Below are 14,878 nucleotides of genomic sequence, written 5' to 3'. Positions count from 1 at the left end.
CATAAACAATGTAATAATGCTTGTGCTGAAAAAAAACTTCCAAAAGAGCTTCATTGATCCACCACTAATCGGTAGCCAATTTTGTAGACTGCAATTATTTTATCTTCCCAGCCCATCTTTTTTCGCATCCTCTGAACGTGCAAGTCAACGGTTCTGCTGTCTCCCATATAATCATCGCCCCATATTTTCTCATAGATTTGTTCTCGGAAAAGTGCGATGTTTTTACTTCGCACAAAGAGTAATAACAACTCATACTCTTTTAATGTCAGAGTAATCATGTCCTCTCCCTTTGTAATAATACGCGAAAAGGTATCGATAGATATATCAGCAATCTCCAAATAACGATTACTTTTTTTATTACGACGTAAAACACTCTCCACACGGGCAAGCAGTTCTATGATTTCAAAGGGTTTAACCAAATAGTCATCTGCCCCTAGTTTAAGTCCTTTCACCCTCTCCTCCAGGCCCGCTTTCGCTGTAATAAAAATAACGGGAATATCCCGTGGTTTGATATATTCAAGAAGCTCATATCCGTTGATTATAGGCAGCATAATATCAAGTAAAATCAAGTCGTAGCTGTTTTGCTCAATCAGTTCTGCAGCCTGTCCTCCATCTGAGGCACAAATACAATTGTATCCGGATTCAATAAGATTTATTTTAATTAATTCGGATATGTTTTTTTCATCTTCAACAATAAGTATAGTAATCATTCGAATTTCACCATATTCCAAACGTCCCTCTTTTACAGGTTGTTGGAATGTCTTCCTTTCTAAAAACTTCAACTTTGTTGGGTTTATATTTTTCATTCATAATCATAACGAACCTTGAATTTACATCTATTTTCTTGTCTGCATCATTAATAATTATACTTTAAAATTGCATCATATTTGCATCATAGCAATCGGAAAGACTTACTAACTAAATCCACTAGATGAGTCTAGAGCGTCTAATAAGGCATAATATATCCAGTCTCAAAAGATGTAGGAAACTTGAACTCGAAATTGCGACAATTGTACCTTCGGTTTCCTGCAGATTTCACCAGAAAATAATTTATGAGAACCTAGAATTTGAAACAGCGACTCCCCAGGACAAAAAACATAGTCCTAAACAGTCGCTGATTGTTAAATTGAGCTTATCGCACTTTGAATAATGTCGGCACTTTGTGGGCTATTCGCTTCTGCATAAACTCGAAAACTTATTGAAATCAATGTTTGTTTTGGGTTGCATCAAGATAAGCATATAAACGCATACAGAAATTACGAATGTACCGCCAACTGTCCTCTAAACCATTGCTATAATATATTCTTTACTCGTTCAAAAAGAGCGTGGTCCGGTTTTGGATTAGCCCGGCGGCTTCCTCCGCGGACTTCTGACCGCTAAAGTAAGCAAGGGCCTCCCCCCCAACGATAGCTATCACTTGTCCGTCGATAATGGAGTAATGGTCCACCCTATCCAATAGCTGCGTAAACCGAGTAAACTCCTCATCCTCCACTTGGACAGACTTACCGTCAAGCAGTTGGTATGTACCCGCCTGGATTTGTTGTTTGATCTCGTCTAGCTTCTGTTCATTCACCGATTTAAGCAGCGAAAATCCTTCGCGATCCGGTATCGATTGTCCCTCTTCAGACAAGATGAAACTGAGAAGCTTCCATGCCTCCTGCTGCAGTAGCGTTTTCGCCTGAATCGCAAATTTATAGGACGGGATGATTCGCATACTGCCGGACTGCTCTGCGCTGTGAGGTTTTTGAAGCAGCAGAGGATGATCAAACACACTATGCGTTACATTAATTACGTCGGCCGGCTCACGCAATACAGCAGAATAGAACAATTGCTTGTCACGCTCTGCGGGCTCTGCGGTCATCACCCCTTCATCAAACATGTTCTTCACTTGTTTCAATAATGCCACAAATTTTGGGGTATCAAACTTTGCTTTTTTACCCTCTTTATCCACATATTGACTGTAACTGTCTATTGTCATTTCCTGAGTTAGCATATCCGGCGTATAATCAGCCATTGCATACAAACCGCCCTTTCCCTGCGTCAGTTGCTTCACAATGCCCGTTAAATCCTGCCAGGTCCATGTCTGCTCATTGATATCGGCTTTCTTCAACAATTCGCCATCCCCAATGAACGCTCTAAGGTAATATCCGGAGGGAATCGCATACGTTCCGCCCTTTGGCTGGATGGCCTTCAATACATTCATGTATATATTGTCTTGCATCAAAGTTTGGTCTTGCTTCATTAAATCTTCCATATTCAGAAGAAATCCCTTCTCGACATACTCGTCTGCGGGCAAATCGTCTGTCAATTCAATAATATCCGACCCTTTTCCGGATAATAAAGCCGTATTCATTGATTTCCGGTACTCCTCAAAATCCCCGAATTTCACCTCTTCCCCAGCCTGCTTATAGGCCTGAATCTGCAGATCGATATCCGTATATCTAGCCTCGAATTTTTTCTCCAACGCTTCATAGAAAGGCGTGGACTGCATAATGGACAGTCTAAGGACGTTTTTTCCATCTTCCGTTACTGCCCTCTCGCCCCCGCCTCCTCCAGTACTGCAAGCAGTCATAACCACTGATATCATAATTGCCCAAATTATGGTTTTACCTATCTTTTTATTCATAGCTTCCTACCTCTCATCTTTGTTTTTATTGTAGACGAATCCGATTTCCGTCCTGCAGTGGTTCGCTGCTTTCCATAATAATCAAATCCCCTTCATACAGCCGGTCTACCGGAATCATCGTCATCCATTCTGACGACTCTCTTACCTCAATTGGGATCTTGCGGGCCAAAAACACATTGCCCAAAGCCCCCGGCTGCAGCTCCACCTTGAATATAAACCGCATCTCACCTTCACGATGAACCGCCTCGTTCGGAATCAGCCACCCCTTTTTTGACGAAGTCCGCTCCAACTTGACTGAAACCTGCTCCCCCCCTTTCAGGGTGGCATCTTCCACATGGATACGCAACTGCTTCTGCCGAATCGTTGCCGTCGCTCCGCCTCTACTTTCTGGCAAGTCTGTGATACGTGACTCCGCATCGGCGATATCATCGATTGTGCCCTCCAGTGAGCGAGCAGGCTGTTCCCCCTCCGTTATGGTTTTTAGATGGATAGGCTCCTTGAGTACAAGACCGAAGCTATCGACAAGCTCTTTGTCTGCAAGGATTTCCAGCCAAAATCCTAAATTGCGATTCGAGATCACGATATCCGGCTTTCCGTTGGAAGCAAGTCCTTCTACTGCGTTCAATTCCATTACAAGCCCGTCAAAAGGGGCGACCAGATTTCTCTGCCGTGTCAACTGTTCCCGAAGCCCGTTGATTTTCCGCTGTTGCACCGCTATATCGATATTGAGCAATTTCAGTTGGCGTCTAACTTTCACTGTAGTGGACTCATCCCCTTCGACTATCGACAATTTGAATTGGTCTTGCACTCCTTCCTGTTCGATGGTCAGCTTCTGCAGCTGCGCAATCTCATCTTCCAGATCCCTTTCCGCGGAAGTGCTGTCATATCGAACGAGAATATTGCCTTTCTTAACCGCCTCCCCTTTCTTCACAAGAACTTGTCTAACTTTCCAATCGGCGGGATTTGGCAGTTCCTCCTGTTTAACAGGTCGCAATATGCCGCTGGCTTCCAGCTTATAATCAATTCCTCCGCTCATCGCCTCCTCGGTCCTTACCTTAGGCAAAGTAACCGACTGTAACGTATTGCTGAATAGCGTGAAAAACAGCAACAATCCGAAAAACAGCAGCAGCATAATGGAAATCCATTTTTTTCGCTTAAGATCAACCTGGTCCTTCGATAGCTCCATAGCCATTGCCTTCTCCTCTACCCCTTGATACCAGACAATTGAACACCTTCAATGAAAAACGTCTCTGCGTACAGGAACAACAGCACCATCGGAGACATATATAGCATGGAAGCTGCAAAAATCGTCCCCCATTCTCCGCTTAATCTAGACAGAAATACCGATAAAGGCAGCTTGAACGGATCGTTTATAAAAATTAACGGCTGCTCGACCATGTTCCAATAATCAACAAATAACAAAATCACCAGTGCGGCAAGCCCAGGCTTGACCATCGGAAGGATAACCGTTAGAAATATCTTAAAATGGCTTGCCCCGTCTATTTTGGCAGCCTCAATATAGGCATACGGAATATGCAGCATGAACTGGCGCAGCATAAATACACCAAACGCAGCAAAGACACCCGGAAGAATAACAGCTCCAGAGCTGTTTAGCAAACCTAGCTTATCCGCCATGATATAGTTCGGAACCAGCGTAACCTGAAAAGGCATTAGCATCGTCAGCAGATACAGGAGAAACAAGGAATCGCGGCTGAAGAAATTCAGCTTCGCAAACGCATAGGCTGCCAGCGCCGCGACAACCATCTGTCCAATAATAATAGGCACGACATAACCGACTGAGTTCCAAAATAGAAGCAAATAGTTAGGAGAATGCACCAGCAGCTCACCGTATTGACTCAGGCTTACTTGATCCGGCAACCATTTTAAATTGACAAATGTATCGGCATCCGTTGACGTTGCGGCCGTTAGCTTCCCAATCTCCCCATAGTTGATATTTAGTTCCTGTTCGGTCATCAGCGAATTGGTGAAGGTAATGACGATTGGGAACAGCAGCAGAACTCCAATTAACCCCATTAACGCCGTTAATAGAACTTTATGTATGGTGGTAATAAGTCTCAAAAGTCTTCCCCCTATTCCATAAACTGGCGATATCGACGCTCCAGCCCGAACATCCCGAGGACGACCGTCAGTATGCCACAGACCATCAAGACAGCTGCCGCCGTAAGCTTCTGAATGTCCAATGACACGAACATGTTGTTCATGTAATGCTGCAGCATGTAGATGCTATCGTGTGGGTAATCACCAGCCAGCAAATAGGTCTCCCGAAATACTTTGAAAGAATTTATGATCGACATAATGACCACGAAAAACGTTGTTGTAGTCAGATAGACCAGCGTAATTCCAAAAAACTGGCGTAAGCGACCGGCCCCCTCAAGTTGGGCTGTTTCATAATAATCCTTCGGAATTTGCTGAAGACCCGCCAGGAACAAGATGACATTGTACCCGACATTTTTCCATAGATATACCGCTATGACCACATTCCGGGCTGCATTCGTCTTCATCCAATCCAGTCGATCGATGCCGAACCAACTAAACACGTAGTTCAATGCCCCGTTCCAGTCAAAGATCATTTGCCAGATGATGATAACAGAGGCAACCGGAACAACAAGCGGCAATACATAAGAGGTTCGCAACCATTTTCTGAAGTAAATTTGCCGATTCAGCAATAACGCCAGCCCGAGGGACAATGCCAGCATAAGCGGAACGCTCACTACGCTAAAATAAAAGGTGTTATACGCCGCCTTTCGGAAGGAATAGCTGGAAAGCAGCTCCCGGTAATTCGAAAGGTCCGCAATTCTTCCCCCTGACGAGCTGCTCATGAACGAATACATCACCCCCATAGCAAATGGAATCAGATAAAACACGGCAAAGCCAACTACACTCGGCGCCAGAAACATCCACGCCACTGCCGTGTCCCTGCGCAGCCACCGAGCCCAGCCCCGCGGAGCACACAAAAAAAACCACTTCTTCATCTTCAGTCCTCCTGCCGTTGATTCTCTAAGCATAGGCCTGAATGTTAAAGTAAGAAGTGGGATAAATCTTAACTTTTCCTAAAACGCGGTTGTCTCTTTGGATGATGCCAAGTAAGGCAAGCGCACCTCGAATTCGGTACGAATGAGATCGCTTTGCACTGATATGGCACCTTCGTGCTGTTCTACAATGTTCTTGGCGATAAACAAGCCCAGTCCTGTGCTCCCTTCCTGCTGGGTTCGCGCAAGATCCCCAGTAAAGAACATGTCAAACACATGAGGCGACTCGTCTGGCGGGATGAAGCTGCCGCCGTAATTGGTGACTGTAATGACGACTTCTCCCCCCTCCTGTCTGCCGTGAATATCTATATATTCTCCGTCTTTGCCGTAACGAATGGCATTAGACAACAGATTCTCGAATACGCGTGCGAGCAGATCACCTTCACCAGAAACAATTAAATGATGATCGATGGCAAGGCGAGCGGTCAGCCCGTTTTTTTCGAATAACGGATACAACTCTTCACTTAATTGAGTCAGCAGCTCGCCCAGATCAAGCGGCGTCTGGAAGATATTCAGCTTGCCGTAATTCATCCGCGTAATTTCGAACAGCTCATCGATCAGCTTTTCGAGCCGCTTCGATTTCGTGAAGGCAATCGTCGTGTAATGCTTCATTTGATCAGCCGTCAAATCTTTGCCTTGAAGAATAAAATCCAAATACCCGATGACAGAAGTCAGCGGGGTCCTCAAATCATGGGCAAGGTTAAGTACAAGCTTTTCCTTGCTGTTCTCGGCAAAATCGCCCCGTTCCACCGCTTGCTTCAGCTTTTCGCTAGCCGAGTTGGTGTCCCTAGCAATATCCCCGATTTCATCATTGGACGGGATATGGACCCGATAAGAGAAATTTCCTCCGGCCAAATGGTGTATCCCCCGAGAGATCTCTCGGAAATAAGCAACATAACGCCTGGTTAACAAATAGAAGTAAAAAAACGAAATGGGAAAAAAAAGGATCAGGAACGCGTTAATATCGCCAATATCTCGCATGAATTCGCGAACTTGAAACATTGGATTATCGCGCAGCAGCGTAAAGTAATACTGCTGCAGACCCAAATAAATCAGAAAGGTAGTAGCGGCGGAGAGCAGCATGCTGAGCCCGAACAAGCGAATCATTTGGAATCGGAAGCTTCGAAAATTGGGTTTAGCCATTGAACGTATAACCTACTCCCCAGACAGTCTTGATTAGCTTGTTGTTCTTATTCTGGTCATCCCCTAGCTTCTTACGTAACGTTCGAATATGCACCATCACGGTATTTCCTCCGCCTTCATAATAGGCCTCGCCCCACACTTGTTGAAAAATATGCTCCGAGCTGAATACCTTCTTTGGATGGCTAGAGAGCAGCACCAATATATCGAACTCTTTAAGAGTAAGCTCTACCGGGTTGCCGTAAAAGAACACCGTTCGCTGCTCGGGATAGATTACGAGTCCTCCGACCTCCAGAACAGACGTATTGGCTGGAGCGGCCATTGACGGGTTAAGTTGAATAAAGCGCCTCAGTTGGGCGTTCACTCGTGCTACCAGCTCCATAGGATTAAACGGTTTGGTTATATAATCATCAGCACCGCGAACCAGACCGGTGATCTTATCCAGGTCTGTCGCCTTGGCGCTTAGAAAAATAATAGGCAGGTGATACTGCTCGCGAATGAGCCGAGTCAACTCGTACCCGTCGATTTTGGGCATCATGATATCCAATATAGCCAAATCCACGGACTGCGTCCTGATTACGTTTAGGGCCTCTTGTCCTTCAGCCGCTTTCAGGCAACGGTAACCCTCTTTGACCAGATGCAGCTCGACCAGATCAGCGATTTCCGCCTCGTCATCCGCAATTAAAATATTGATTGATTTCATAGTATTCGCTCCTTTTTAGAACTAGCATTACCGAGTCTGGCTTGCGATTTCAAATTTTCTTTTCATTTAATAAACGGCGGAAGGTGATGATGGCTGATCGGTATATCAAGAAGCCTAAAAGTCCTCCCAAGGAATTAAGCAATATGTCATCGACGTCGAATTGGCCAATCATAAACAGGAGCTGGGCCGTCTCCAAGCCCAGGCTTAGAAAGGATGAACCGATTAAAATTCTCATCCAGGAATTCCTCTTATCATTGAACATTATTCCCAACAAAATGCCGAGCGGCATAAAGATCGTCACATTGCCAAGTAGATTTACAAAATCGTTGTAGCCTAACGAATGAAGCGATCTGGAAATTTCCCGAAATGGAACCAAATTGCCTGTATCCAGCCTCTGCGAAAGCAAGCTGGACTGCTGCAGTCCGGCAAGCAGGCGGCCCCAAAGAAAACCAAGATCCAAGGAGTGAAACTTCAATAAGATAATTTTGATCAGCATAAATATATAAATGACAAGCAGAGCTCGGAGGATTAGTGCGCTCAGCATACTACTCCTTCTTTGTTTCATGTTGTTTATATAGACCCTTGTCATCTTATTTATCCCAGTTGCTTTCAGCGTGCCCATTTTCGCAATTATTTGCCCTTCCCCCTTCTTTTCCTGTTACATTGTGATTTGTAATATTTACACTATCCTGATTATTACTGAAATCTCGTATCCGCCAAGCGCCTGCAAAAACGACTATGCTAAAAGAATAAAGAATATTATTAAAAATGAAATGAGGTCAAACCTAAAATTTTTCTTAAATGAACAGTAAATTTCGTACATCGCCATTTCGCTATCCATATCACTGATACCGTCATTCTTGCTTATCAACAACATAATGTGGATATGGCTTCCTTTATAAGCAGAGTATTCTTCTATTCATCTCTTACGTAATAAAAGGCTCGCGTTGGTTTTATTCAACGCGAGCCCTCGTTTCCCATTAACCTATTTGATTGTAACTTTCGCCTAGGTTTTTAGCAAAATTATGCAATGTAATAACGCCGATAATTGCGACGAACGCCATAATACCAATAAAAAGCAAAATTCTTTTTTTCATTCTATTATTAGCTCACCTCGGTTTTAAATCATCGATATGTAATAATTTAGACGCTGTTTGCGACAAAAGGTTACGTTATCCTGCCCGTCAGGATTCCTGTAGAGCGTTAATTATGCGCTTTGCATTAGAACGAGCGACTCCGGCACGATGGGTTAGTTACGGGTCATAGCCCTTTAGCCACCTTAAGGAGGTCGCTCTATCTTGAATTTTAAAGCTCAAACCAAATCGAGAGACCATCGTCCATCGTCTCGTCAGCGTCAAGAACCAGATCCACCGTTGAGTCGACATTGTGTATGAACGATGAAACGTTTAAACGACAGCACGAAGTGAATGTAAAGACGAAAGGCATGAAGCCAATGCGCTCAGTGATGAAGCTTTGCGGCAAGATGGCTCGCATTCTGGTTTCCATAGCTCTCAGCGGTAAAGCTTACGAACCGAATCGAGCTATGCCTATGAAACAGGTGCTTAATCGCTTCACGCTCCGCACAAAAATTGGCTTATTCGCAGGATTTCAAGATTGCACGCAGTACCGGTTTGCATTAAACAAAAAGGGCATAGTCCCGCCGAGACATGGGAGTGAAAGCCTGCGGAGGTGCGTGGAGCAGCGTGCAGCAGATCAATAAAAAAGGAGCGAAAACTCGCCCCTTCTGTTCCTGTATGCTCACCGGATGCCCATTTAGACGGCTCTCGCCCCATTCTATCCGGCTTACGATTGATCTTCTGGTGAAATTCTAAGATCGAACAGAAAATGTAAGGTCCACCAATTCCATTGGACACTCTAATAGTCAAACCTACTCATCTTCTTTTCTGCAGCCGTTCGTAACTATTTCGGCTACCTATAGAACGATTTCTTCCTGCGCCTATACCGACTATAAAGAGCAAGACCGAAGCGCCAAGCAGAATGAAAAGTGGTAGATTCCAACTATTTGTCAAATCATGCAGAAATCCTATAAGGATAGGACCAATTGCGGCAAGAAGATATCCGATCGATTGCGCCATGCCAGACAGTTCCGCTGCTTGATGCGCATTTTCAGTACGTAAACCGAAAAACATCATAGACAAGCTAAAGGCACAGCCTCCACCAATTCCGAGTATTATGATCCATAACAGAATTATATTGGAGCTTCCATATAGAAGTCCGAGCGTACCCGTCAAAAGTAAAATGGTTATGATGACCACTAACAAACGTTGGCTAGACATGCGTCCAGCAATAACAGGCACAATAAAAGTAAATGGAAGCAGAGCTAGCTGCATGATCGAGAGGTACCATCCTGATTGGTTGGAGTCAATTCCTTGCTGCTTTAAAATTTCAGGCAACCATGCGATCAACACATAGAAAATCATGGACTGTATACCCATAAACAAGGTTACTTGCCAGGCAAGAGGGGATTGCCAAACATTCACTTCGTTGCTGGCTATCTGTTGACTGATCGTGGTTGTTTGCTTCGTTTGATTTCTTAATTGGGGTAGCCAACAGAGAATCGATACAAAGCTTAGAATCCCCCATATACCCAATGCTCCCTGCCATTTTAGACCTGCGTTCACGGCTAGCGGTACACTGATTCCCGATGCGATTGCTCCAAATAAACTCATTGAAATGGAGTAAATCCCTGTCATGGACCCAATTTTATTTGGGAAATCCCTTTTGATTAAACTTGGCAATAATACATTACATATGGCAATTGCGAATCCAAGAATTGCTGTCCCAATATACAGATTAGCTGTGCCAGATAAAGAACGTATTACAATGCCAACAGTCAGAAAGATTAGGGCAATCAAAATGATTCGTTCAACACCATACCTTCGTCCTAATTTGGGCACTAGTGGCGATAATAAAGCAAAGGCAAGCAAAGGTAGCGTTGTTATCAGGCCGGCTAATGTATTTGAAATACGAACGTTATCCCTTATGAAACTCACTAAAGGACCGACTGAGGTTAAGGGAGCACGTAAATTAGCTGCAATAACAATTATGCCGAGAATGATCAGTCCTATAGAAGATGGTACGGCTTTTTTAATTTGTTTGTTCGACATTCTTCATTTCACCTTCCTGCATTTATACGTCTAATTTGTTTCCTACTGATTGAAAACTATAAAACAACATTCGCGCGAATAACAAAAGTATATTATAGTATATTATTATTTACAATTAGTATTGTATAATATACTTTAAATCGATTGAAAACAAAAATACAACTCTTAATTCCCGTCATGGAATTCGGAGTTGTATGAATTGAGTTAAATTTCCTATTTTCAGAAACCATACTTTAAGGATATATGGAGCACTGTTTCGCTATTCGTGTGATTGGTATAAGAGTGAGGACAATCAGCACGAAAACTGATCGTATCATATTGATTCAATGTGTAAACCTCTCCATTGACTTGAATTTCAATGGAACCAGTCATGACTGTCGCAATTTCAGTTGTATCCGCATGATGACCTTCAGGGTGATAAGAGCTATTCGGCTGTAAGTAAGCCCGACACATTTCAATATCGTTGCTTGTGTTTTTAAAGACTGGTTCAATAATCCAATTTTTTTGATCGTTAGAAAACCGCAGTCCTTCGCCTGCCCGATACAAACTAACAGGGTCTTCTGATTTCAACAAAGCCAATAGCGGTAAAGACATGCCTTTTGAAATTTTCCATATAATCGCCAAAGTTGGATTTGTATCACCACGTTCGATATTCCCCAGAGTAAGTTTGCTTACACCCGTTAATTCCGCTAATTCGTCTAAGCTCATGTTTTTTTCTTTTCTGTACTTTTTCAAGGCTCCGCCGATTTGTAAAACAAGCTGTTTTGATTCATCGATTTCATTCATTTGATATTCACCTCAACAAAAAACAATTATTGCTAGTATACTGTTTATCTAGACTCTTTTCCATACAATTAGGTGGACTACACTCCTATGCTAAATTCTTAAGTCTAGGTGACTATTCTGCCGATAGCTTAATAACATGAGTAGGCATACAAAAAAACAGCAGCATCCTGCTGAGAGGTTCCCCTAATAAAAAATCTTCTCATCCCGTTTTTTTTCCGCCTTCAAGGGTACAATTACCCTTGTTTATGCTCACAATTTTCGCAAACCTCTTGAAAGTGATTAATATTCTTGAATTTCTTTGTAAGTTTTATCCACTCTCGCAATTCGGAAGCAGTATCAGTAGGTCCTCCCCGATCTGAAAAGATGTATTCCCAGCAAAGACATTCTCATATTCTACCATATATTGTTTGGATTACAGCGTACGGTTAAATTTCTCAACAAGATGTTCTATGACCGGATTAATATTTGAATCGTCAACGATGGACAGCTTTTCCGCTTTGAATAACTGAATTTTTTTAAACTGATAGTAGTCATAGAGAACTTGTTCAATGGACATCTGATTATAAAGCAAATACTTTATATCAATAATTTCTCTGAGCAGTATATCGTCCTGAAGCAAAATAAATTTTTCATTTATCATATTAAAAATGCCTTTTTCTTTTCCGTCTTGGTAAAATTCTAAGGTCATTTTTTCACGTTTATTCAAAGTGCTTTTCAGATTATCGTATAAATCGGGGTAAACCGCTTGAAGATCCTTAAGAAAAACATCTGTAATTTTGCCAACAAGATTAACTGACTGTTCAAATAATTTCTGAAACCAGATTCCGAACACTTTTTCGTCGTCTTCCTTCGTCTGACCTTCCATCTTTTCCAAATAATCTATAATAATGCGTACAACACCTTCAATCACCTCTTCTTTTGAAGAAAAGTACTTGTACATGGTAGCTCTGCTTACGACCATGTTCTTGGCAATGTCATCCATGCGCAAATGCTGGAAACCATCCTTCATGACAGATGAAATTATTTTTTTAAGCAATTTATGTCTTGCTTTATCCTGCTGGCTCTCAAGGATCATATTCATTGGATAACCTCCTGCAAACGCTTTTACTCATTATACGTAATTTTACAACAAAAAGACAACAAAAACAAAATAGACAAAATAGATAAAAAGTGTATACTCTAAATAATATGTATGCTATGATCCTTATCAACAACTTGAACCTCAATGGAAAGGATGATTATTATCAGTAAGTCTAAACAAATCATATTAACCATTATCATTGCATGCCAGCTTATGGTTGTACTCGACGCTTCCATCATGGTAACGGCTTTGCCTGAGATTGGCCGCACCCTTAATCTGACTACAGCCCATTTAAGCTGGGTGCAAAATGCCTATATACTAGCTTTTGGCGGACTCATGCTGCTTGGTGCACGGGCGGGGGATATTTGGGGACGAAGGAGAATGTTTAGCATTGGGATTGCTTTGTTTACATTGGCCTCTATATTGGTTGGTATAGCACAATCAGCTGAATTTTTGTTCATTGCCCGTGCATGGCAAGGCCTTGCTGCAGCGATTGCGACCCCCTCCACACTCGCATTATTGTCGGTGACCTTTGTGGAACCGAAAGAACGCACCAAAGCAATCGCGTTATACAGTGCTGTAGCAGGAGCAGGCGGCAGTATCGGCCTCATTCTTGGCGGAATTCTAACCGATCTAGTTTCGTGGCGGGTAGGAATGTTTCTTAACGTCCCTATTGGAATTGCTCTACTCTTCATGGTTCCACGTTTTTTGCCGGAAACGGAGAAAAATACAGGGCATTTTGATTTAATGGGAGCATTGACTTCCGTATTTGGAATAACCGCACTGGTATATGGTTTTGTTCAGGCAGCAGCTAATGGATGGGCAAAAATGGAGACCATACTTTCACTTATCATTGGAGTTGTATTGTTAGTGGCATTCGTGTTTATCGAGGCTCGCGCGAAACAACCGATTACACCGTTGCGTCTGTTTGCTAGCCGCCAACGGTCGGGTGCCTACCTCGGGAGATTCTTGCTTGTATGCGGCAATTTTTCTGTATTTTTCTTTATACCGCAATTTTTGCAGAACGTGCTTGGTTTCACTTCCTTTGAATCCGGGCTGGCATTTCTGCCTTTCACAGCTGTTCAATTTGGGATGATGTATCTTATGCCATGGCTAATATCGCGGGTTGGAAATATAAGGGTGCTGGTCGTCGGTCTAATAATTGCGGTAATGGGTACTAGCTGGCTAAGCCAGTTATCAATAGATACACATTTTTTCCCACAAATATTTCTGCCGTTGATGGTCATGGGTATCGGCTCTGGAATGGTTTTTCTTCCATTTACAACGATTGGACTATCTAGCGTAGATTCACGTGATTCAGGCGCAGCTTCTGGTCTTATCAACGTTGCCCATCAAACAGGAAGTTCGTTGGGTATAGCAGTTCTTATTACTGTCTTTGAAGCAGCTAACAGATCAGCAGCATTACCTTTAAAGCAGCAATTTGCTCACGCTACTTCTGCAGCCCTAATGGGTTCAGCAATATTTATCGCAGCTTCCCTGGTAGTCGTGCTATTCTGGTTTCACCCAAAACGCAGCGCAGTTAAAGAATAAGCCCTGAAAGCTGCTTCATATAAAGTATTGCAAATAAGACGATTTTCCATTCGTTACTTGAACGGAAAATCGTCCTCTTTCTATTCTTTCAAGTGGAAAGTTACAGAGGGACTAACTCTTATTTCAAACCTTATTGAGCTTGAACTATCGTTCTCCGTTAGTTGAATGTCCTTTGTTCCATGGTTGAGCGATTTTGACGTGCTCTGGCGAAACTTATTATATTGATCGGAGTCTCATGATTCTACATTTGCTGTTTAATGGCTTTAATCGTTGCAAAATGCATGCCTTCATGATACAAACAAAAACTAAGACACTCCTTAACGGTCAATAGTTCAAGACCAGCCGAAGTAACAAATGGCTTCTCTAGATTGTCTTCTAGCCTGTGCTCCAAGATTTGCTTAATCCGATCGATTTGCTTAGATAGTAAAACAGCAATTTCATCCAAGCTAGGGACTTGCGTTCCCCAGCTTTCCGGCTTAGTCCCAGGAGCAAACAATTCTGCAATATGCTTAGGCAAATCCATCTTTTCATTCGTTAACGCAAAAGAAAACTTCTCATGAACAAGAAGAATGTGCCCCAGATTCCACAGAATATTGTTGTTAAAACCTCTTGGTACAGTGCGTGTCTCTTCCTCGCTAATCCCGTCAACCAGTTTTATTGTATTACCTCGAACAAATCGTAATTGTTTAAAAAGATAATTAACCATACCTCATTCTCCCCTTTGAAAATATTATGGTTGCTACACTGCATAATCATGACCATATTTAACATATCCTACCGTGGAGGATAACCGCCCGTTTCTACGATAAAGCA

General features: G+C 42.7%; 13 protein-coding genes. 1 reads left to right on the top strand and 12 read right to left on the bottom strand.

The features are described from left to right. Positions 1–50 precede the first annotated feature (50 nt). From FJQ58_RS24460 to FJQ58_RS24410, 11 genes are all read right to left on the bottom strand, one after another. Entirely contained in the window at positions 51–806 is a 756-nt protein-coding gene (locus FJQ58_RS24460; protein WP_338016163.1) for a response regulator transcription factor, read from the bottom strand. Between the two features lie 500 nt (positions 807–1,306). Continuing rightward, entirely contained in the window at positions 1,307–2,626 is a 1,320-nt protein-coding gene (locus tag FJQ58_RS24455; protein ID WP_238404327.1) for an ABC transporter substrate-binding protein, read from the bottom strand. Positions 2,627–2,651: 25 nt separating this feature from the next. After that, entirely contained in the window at positions 2,652–3,818 is a 1,167-nt protein-coding gene (locus FJQ58_RS24450; protein ID WP_238404325.1) for an efflux RND transporter periplasmic adaptor subunit, read from the bottom strand. Positions 3,819–3,829: 11 nt separating this feature from the next. Next, positions 3,830–4,660, bottom strand: coding sequence for a carbohydrate ABC transporter permease (locus FJQ58_RS24445; RefSeq protein WP_140000046.1), 831 nt, complete (start codon positions 4,658–4,660; stop codon positions 3,830–3,832). A gap of 56 nt (positions 4,661–4,716) precedes the next feature. Next, positions 4,717–5,619, bottom strand: coding sequence for a carbohydrate ABC transporter permease (locus FJQ58_RS24440; RefSeq protein ID WP_139997404.1), 903 nt, complete (start codon positions 5,617–5,619; stop codon positions 4,717–4,719). A 78-nt stretch (positions 5,620–5,697) separates the two neighbouring features. Then, entirely contained in the window at positions 5,698–6,819 is a 1,122-nt protein-coding gene (locus FJQ58_RS24435) for a sensor histidine kinase (protein WP_139997403.1), read from the bottom strand. Further along, a complete protein-coding gene (locus FJQ58_RS24430) occupies positions 6,812–7,519 on the bottom strand; it encodes a response regulator transcription factor (protein WP_139997402.1) in 708 nt (235 codons plus the stop codon). Before FJQ58_RS24430 ends, FJQ58_RS24435 begins: the two co-directional genes overlap by 8 nt. Before the next feature lie 49 nt (positions 7,520–7,568). Further along, a complete protein-coding gene (locus tag FJQ58_RS24425; protein ID WP_162341749.1) occupies positions 7,569–8,063 on the bottom strand; it encodes a VanZ family protein in 495 nt (164 codons plus the stop codon). A gap of 1,348 nt (positions 8,064–9,411) precedes the next feature. Continuing rightward, the gene (locus FJQ58_RS24420) at positions 9,412–10,647 is read right to left on the bottom strand and encodes a CynX/NimT family MFS transporter (protein ID WP_139997400.1); all 1,236 of its coding nucleotides are present in this window, start codon (positions 10,645–10,647) and stop codon (positions 9,412–9,414) included. Between the two features lie 219 nt (positions 10,648–10,866). Further along, a complete protein-coding gene (locus FJQ58_RS24415; RefSeq protein ID WP_139997399.1) occupies positions 10,867–11,433 on the bottom strand; it encodes a helix-turn-helix domain-containing protein in 567 nt (188 codons plus the stop codon). 412 nt (positions 11,434–11,845) lie between these two features. Then, entirely contained in the window at positions 11,846–12,514 is a 669-nt protein-coding gene (locus tag FJQ58_RS24410; RefSeq protein WP_238404323.1) for a TetR/AcrR family transcriptional regulator, read from the bottom strand. Between the two features lie 153 nt (positions 12,515–12,667). Here FJQ58_RS24410 and FJQ58_RS24405 point away from each other — a divergent pair, with 153 nt between their 5' ends. Further along, the gene (locus FJQ58_RS24405) at positions 12,668–14,065 is read left to right on the top strand and encodes an MFS transporter (protein WP_238404321.1); all 1,398 of its coding nucleotides are present in this window, start codon (positions 12,668–12,670) and stop codon (positions 14,063–14,065) included. A gap of 241 nt (positions 14,066–14,306) precedes the next feature. Here the strand turns inward: FJQ58_RS24405 and FJQ58_RS24400 are convergent, their stop codons facing one another. Further along, on the bottom strand, positions 14,307–14,771 hold the full coding sequence (locus FJQ58_RS24400) for a DinB family protein (protein ID WP_139997398.1): 465 nt from the start codon (positions 14,769–14,771) through the stop codon (positions 14,307–14,309). Positions 14,772–14,878: the final 107 nt, after the last annotated feature.

Origin of the sequence: Paenibacillus paridis, assembly GCF_006345825.1 — a bacterium.
Classification (GTDB): domain Bacteria; phylum Bacillota; class Bacilli; order Paenibacillales; family Paenibacillaceae; genus Pristimantibacillus; species Pristimantibacillus paridis.
This window is presented reverse-complemented; position numbering and strand designations above follow the sequence as displayed.

Coding starts and splice junctions, on each gene's coding strand:
- FJQ58_RS24460 (WP_338016163.1), bottom strand. CDS start 806: ATGAAAAATATAAACCCAACAAAGTTGAAGTTTTTAGAAAGGAAGACA.
- FJQ58_RS24455 (WP_238404327.1), bottom strand. CDS start 2,626: ATGAATAAAAAGATAGGTAAAACCATAATTTGGGCAATTATGATATCA.
- FJQ58_RS24450 (WP_238404325.1), bottom strand. CDS start 3,818: ATGGCTATGGAGCTATCGAAGGACCAGGTTGATCTTAAGCGAAAAAAA.
- FJQ58_RS24445 (WP_140000046.1), bottom strand. CDS start 4,660: ATGGGGTTAATTGGAGTTCTGCTGCTGTTCCCAATCGTCATTACCTTC.
- FJQ58_RS24440 (WP_139997404.1), bottom strand. CDS start 5,619: ATGAAGAAGTGGTTTTTTTTGTGTGCTCCGCGGGGCTGGGCTCGGTGG.
- FJQ58_RS24435 (WP_139997403.1), bottom strand. CDS start 6,819: ATGGCTAAACCCAATTTTCGAAGCTTCCGATTCCAAATGATTCGCTTG.
- FJQ58_RS24430 (WP_139997402.1), bottom strand. CDS start 7,519: ATGAAATCAATCAATATTTTAATTGCGGATGACGAGGCGGAAATCGCT.
- FJQ58_RS24425 (WP_162341749.1), bottom strand. CDS start 8,063: ATGCTGAGCGCACTAATCCTCCGAGCTCTGCTTGTCATTTATATATTT.
- FJQ58_RS24420 (WP_139997400.1), bottom strand. CDS start 10,647: ATGTCGAACAAACAAATTAAAAAAGCCGTACCATCTTCTATAGGACTG.
- FJQ58_RS24415 (WP_139997399.1), bottom strand. CDS start 11,433: ATGAATGAAATCGATGAATCAAAACAGCTTGTTTTACAAATCGGCGGA.
- FJQ58_RS24410 (WP_238404323.1), bottom strand. CDS start 12,514: ATGAATATGATCCTTGAGAGCCAGCAGGATAAAGCAAGACATAAATTG.
- FJQ58_RS24405 (WP_238404321.1), top strand. CDS start 12,668: ATGATTATTATCAGTAAGTCTAAACAAATCATATTAACCATTATCATT.
- FJQ58_RS24400 (WP_139997398.1), bottom strand. CDS start 14,771: ATGGTTAATTATCTTTTTAAACAATTACGATTTGTTCGAGGTAATACA.